This is a genomic window from Paenibacillus sp. A3, assembly GCF_001399685.1.
In the GTDB taxonomy this organism is placed as follows: Bacteria; Bacillota; Bacilli; order Paenibacillales; family NBRC-103111; genus Paenibacillus_G.
Genome location: NZ_JTHN01000018.1, coordinates 1 through 4,942 on the forward strand (window position 1 = coordinate 1; position 4,942 = coordinate 4,942).

Sequence of the window (4,942 nt, forward strand, 5' to 3'; positions counted from 1 at the left end):
TATGCAGAGAATTTTATACGCGAAGCGGGTTTCTCAACAAGCTCACGTCGTCCTTTCAGGGCGGTGTTTTTTTGAATTTTTTCCATCCTTTCGATATACTAAAATTCTGTAAAGGAGAGGAAGGCTCGTTTTTGCGGGTACAGATGGCAATTGTATTTTGCAACCGGACGTCCTGAACGTAAACCCGGCATAACTCGCCGCGCTGTACATATTCCCGTACGACCAGCGAAGAAACGAAATTGGCGCCATAGCCGGCGATAACGGCCATGATCGCTTCATGCAATCCATTGAATTGCAGCGTGATTCGGGGGTTGGATATGCTGTAGGTTCGGCATAAAGCCAGCAGCCTTTCCCGTGTCGAGCTTCCTTCCTCCCGCATGACGAAAGGCTCCTTCATCATTTCGCCCAGCGAAACTTGCTGATTCGCATATTTGTGATTCGGCGCTACTACGAACCACAGCTCGTCGCGGAACAACTCTTCCGTTTGAATCGTATGCGGGTATTCTTCCGCCAGTCCTCCATAAACCGCAAGGTCCACTTCCATCTGTAAAAGCTGCTTGAGCGCATCGCTTGAATTCGTTGTTGTAATCGTCATTTCTACCTGTTCGTATTGCTGTTTAAACTTCGCGATCCAAGCGGGAATCAGAAACTGGGCCGGCAAATAGGTCGCAGCCAATCGAATATGTCCGTTCGTGCCGTTGAGTATTCGTGACAAAATTGATCGATTTGCTGTTCCACCGCAAACAGCCTTTTTGCGAGCAGCGCCATTTTTTCACCGGCATCCGTCAGGGCAATTCCTCTTCCACTAGGCTTCAATAGAGGAATGGAGAGTTCCTTTTCGAGTTTTTTGATCTGAGCCGTAATGGCCGGTTGGCTGATATTCAACAGTTCGGAGGCGCGAGTTACATTTCCGGTGGAAGCGATCGTATGAAATAGCCGCAGGGCATGCAGATTCATGGCACGTCTCCTTTATTCTATATACAAAATATATGAAACAGAAAAAATAATATATTATATTTATAGTTCTGAATCAACTAAAATCAAGGTTGAAGTCAAAATAAAAACAAGGAGATGGGATAAAATGAATGCATTGGACATGTGGAGCCGTGTATATAACGGAGAAGCTTATTCCTCACGATTCCGTGCTGGAGCAGGTTTTGTCTACAAACCGGCAGGCGGGCTTGCCGCCAATCGACGTATCTGCAGCCCAAGGAAAGCTGCTGCAATTATTTGTCCGGATGCAAAATGCCAAGCGAATTCTTGAAATTGGGACCTTGGGAGGCTATAGCACCATTTGGATGGCAAGGGCTCTGCCCGCAGACGGACGCCTCGTTACCCTGGAGCTTGATCCGCGGCATGCGGAGGTAGCGCAGGCGAATTTATCCCTTGCTCAGGTGGAGGGCGTAGTGGAAATCCGGGTAGGGAACGCGCTTGAGCAGTTGGCCAAGCTGGAAGAAGAAGGGGCTGCGCCTTTTGATCTCATATTTATTGACGCGGATAAGCCGAATAACCCCGGATATTTGAAATGGGCGCTTCGCTTGTCCCGCCCCGGGACGGTCATCATTGGGGATAATGTCATTCGCGGCGGCGAGATTACTAACGAAGCCAGCACAGATCCCCGTGTCAATGGAGTCCGGGAGTTTTATGACCTGCTGGCGCAAGAAGATCGAATATCCGCTACGGCGATTCAGACCGTTGGCAGTAAGGGATACGATGGGTTTGTTTTAGGAATTGTGAACGGATGATTCGGCAAGAGCTAGTGTTTTTTGTTTGATGCAGCTGAATCACAGACAAGTTTAGGGGTTGCGGCAGATCGTTCCCAAGTTTTGGGGTGAGCGCTTCAGGACAAGGATGCCGAGAAATCGGCGAGAGTGATGCAGGCTATGCTTCAAATGGATAAAATAGACATGGAAGCTTTAAGGCAGGCTTATAAGAAAGGATAGAACGACAGGCATACGACCGCTTATCTTGATTTACAGTATGTTAGGATGAAATGGTCTGATAAACAATGGGAAGAAACTCGGTATCGCTTGCATAGCACTGGCGGTCACTCAATTTTGACATGATATAATCGAAACGAAAAAAAATACGATCACGTAGATAAAGGTTCTTACAAGTTTAGCCTGTAAGAACCTTTAATTTTTCATGATTGTCCCCAGTACGGGCTTCTTTTTCTATAAACAAACATTCGTTTTGTCTATAAATTAAATTGTTGTTAATTGTGGGAACAATAAAAATAGGTTTATTATTCAATTAATGTTCAAACACACTCAAAATTTAGGTGATAACCCCAAGAAAGCTTACTTTTTACCCCTATTTTTAAATTTTTCTTTTAATTGAGGAAAAACTAATAAAATGTCGTCCCTCCACTGGTAATAGGTTTTAACGGGTATTTGGAGTTGATTCATAATTTCAGCAGCGCTTTTGTCAGAGGTATGAATAGCGACAACAAGGTCGATAATTTTGTCGGGATTCCGTCTTCTATAGTAGAGGAGGTGTCTTTCTTTTACAAAAGTTATCCCACAGACCATGCACAAAAATCGTTTTGTTGTTTTTTTTCCATGGCCTATTACATCGCTCGATCGGCAACGAGGACAGTAATTATCTGATTTAGATTTTTTTTTAGACGAATGTTCCAATTTCTTGTGAACAGAGTAAAAGGCTTTCCATAACATTTTACGAAGTGCTTTTAAATCTTCTTCGTTTAATTCTTCGCATTCTTTTAGAGCCAGCTCCACTTTATGTAATGTACTCAAACCTATTTACCTCCCTCAAATTTTTTATTCGAAAATAAGTATTTTTTTAATAAATTATACCACAATATAGGTGAAAAATACCTACTGAAAATGGAAGGGTATAGTATATTTTCTATATATCTAGTAATATGGTGCTAAATATATGTATGCCTATCTATGGGAAGGAGTAGTACTAAAATGAAAGTTTTCATAGGGAGCTCATTGGAATCGTCAGATGAGCTTAGGAAAATAGCTATGCTTATAGAAGAAGCAGGATATACTCCGTTTCCTTGGAATAAGGCAGGCGTGTTTTTGTTAGGGAAATATATGTTAGAAAGTCTAAGGGACATTAGCATGAAGGTAGATGCTGCTATTTTAATTTTTAACGAGGATGACAAGGTTTGGTATAGAAACGATTATGTTTTAGCCCCGAGAGATAATGTTGTTTTGGAATATGGCTTTTTATTATCGATTTTAGGAAAAGAGAAAACAATTATATGTCGAAAAGGTACTACTAAAATTGCATCCGATCTGAGCGGAATTATTTACTGTGACTTAAATAAAGAGTACAGAGCACAAATTGAGTTATTGGAGTGGCTACGTTTTATAAACTCTGGATGTAATAAATAAATAAAGCAAATACGCATAGTCATTATTTCACAAGGAGGTTCCCTTGAGTAAAATTCCAAGTCTACAGTCTCTACGTAATGTACCTGAATTAAAGTACATTAATGCAGATAATGTCACCCGCTACAGAGCCATAATGCGATTTCTGTACCAGCAATATCAAAAACTAAACTATTGGCTTAAACCCGAACAAATTTATGAAGGCCTAATGTCATGGAATTTGCTTAAAAATTATTCCTTCGAACAGTGCCAGATCGATTTGGAGCAACTGGTAGAATGGGGGAATCTTTCATCACGCCATGATGGGGGAAGAGCAGTTACGGTAGAAGAATACTTGCGCAAAAAATTCCAATATTTACTGACGCCATATTCGATCGAAATTGAACGGCTTCTTGAAAACCTTGAAACGGTAAGAGGATACGGAGGTTCTTTGGAACCGACGTTGTTTGATACAATTGCAGAAACATTGCTAAAGATTAGGGAAAAATCAGGTATTTATGAGCCAGGGGAATCTTTAGAGTTTTGGAATATTTTATATAGTTCATTTCAGAAGTTGCACGAGGCATCGGTGGATTACATAGCTAGTCTTCAGACAAGTGTGGCGGAGGAGCTAATGGTTACGGATGCTTTTTTATTATATAAAGACTCCATTACGCTGTACTTGCAAGATTTTGTGCATGCTTTGCAACGGCGTTCATATAAAATTGAAGGACATCTTAATCAAATAACCAACGGTGTAAGGGATATATTTCTGCACGCTGTTGTTGAGGACGAATGGCGTATTCCTAAATTGGATGAAATGATTTCTAAAGAGCAATATTTAAATGAAATATTTGAAAAATGGGATGGCCTGAATAGATGGTTTAACGGCGAAGCAGGTTCGGTTAGCGAACTCATGCTACTGGAAAATGCCACAAAGGATGCAATTGTTAAAATTGTTCGCTGCGCGTTACGAATTCAGGAAAGAAAACGTTCAACCGTAAGCAGGAGAAAAGAACTAGACTACCTTGGGCAATGGTTTTATCGAACAGATAATTTAGAGTCGGCTCATAAGTTAGCCGCTTATGCTTTTGGGATTTTTCCTACGCGTCATTTGCAGGGGGAGGATTTGAGAGGGTCTGATAATCAAGAGATGTCGATGTGGGAAGAAGCTCCTATGGTAAAAACATTAAGGTCTCGTAGCAGAAAAAAAAATGACCGTCAAGATACCGAACCCATCTTGGACCATTCGAAGAAGAAAGAGGAGATAAGAAAAGAGTTCATAAAGCAACATAAGAAAGAGCTGCAATTCCTAGTAAAGATGGTTGAAATTGAAAGAATAAACCTTTCTGAGTTAGGAAAAATACCTTTTTCAACAAGAATGCAAATTTTACATTGGATCAGCCGTTGTAATGCTTCCATTGCGTCATTTTTTCAAACCTCCGAAGGAATAGAAATTAAATTAAGGAAGCCGTCTACTGGACAGCGAACCATTCTATTATGTGAAGATGGCGAGCTTGAACTTCAGGACTATGAATTTACTTTTAAGGTAATAAATCAGGTTGCATGGAGTGAACTGCTTCACTGGATGGACGGTAAAA

General features: G+C 41.0%; 4 protein-coding genes and 1 pseudogene. 3 read left to right on the forward strand and 2 right to left on the reverse strand.

What is annotated here, in order from left to right; genetic code table 11:
- Positions 1-55: 55 nt before the first annotated feature.
- A pseudogene (locus QJ48_RS02140) lies at positions 56-957 on the reverse strand (LysR family transcriptional regulator).
- Between the two features lie 128 nt (positions 958-1,085).
- Here QJ48_RS02140 and QJ48_RS02145 point away from each other — a divergent pair.
- Positions 1,086-1,745 (forward strand): O-methyltransferase, encoded by a 660-nt coding sequence (locus tag QJ48_RS02145; RefSeq protein ID WP_054972023.1) that lies wholly within the window; start codon positions 1,086-1,088, stop codon positions 1,743-1,745.
- Positions 1,746-2,300: 555 nt separating this feature from the next.
- Here the strand turns inward: QJ48_RS02145 and QJ48_RS02150 are convergent.
- On the reverse strand, positions 2,301-2,756 hold the full coding sequence (locus QJ48_RS02150; RefSeq protein WP_054972024.1) for a hypothetical protein: 456 nt from the start codon (positions 2,754-2,756) through the stop codon (positions 2,301-2,303).
- A gap of 177 nt (positions 2,757-2,933) precedes the next feature.
- Here QJ48_RS02150 and QJ48_RS02155 point away from each other — a divergent pair, with 177 nt between their 5' ends.
- Together QJ48_RS02155 and QJ48_RS02160 are read left to right on the forward strand one after the other, a co-directional pair.
- Entirely contained in the window at positions 2,934-3,365 is a 432-nt protein-coding gene (locus QJ48_RS02155; RefSeq protein WP_054972025.1) for a nucleotide-binding protein, read from the forward strand.
- Positions 3,366-3,408: 43 nt separating this feature from the next.
- Positions 3,409-4,942, forward strand: a 1,534-nt coding sequence (locus QJ48_RS02160) for a TIGR02677 family protein (protein WP_054972026.1), incomplete at its 3' end; no start/stop codon positions are given.

Coding starts and splice junctions, on each gene's coding strand:
- QJ48_RS02145 (WP_054972023.1), top strand. CDS start 1,086: ATGCATTGGACATGTGGAGCCGTGTATATAACGGAGAAGCTTATTCCT.
- QJ48_RS02155 (WP_054972025.1), top strand. CDS start 2,934: ATGAAAGTTTTCATAGGGAGCTCATTGGAATCGTCAGATGAGCTTAGG.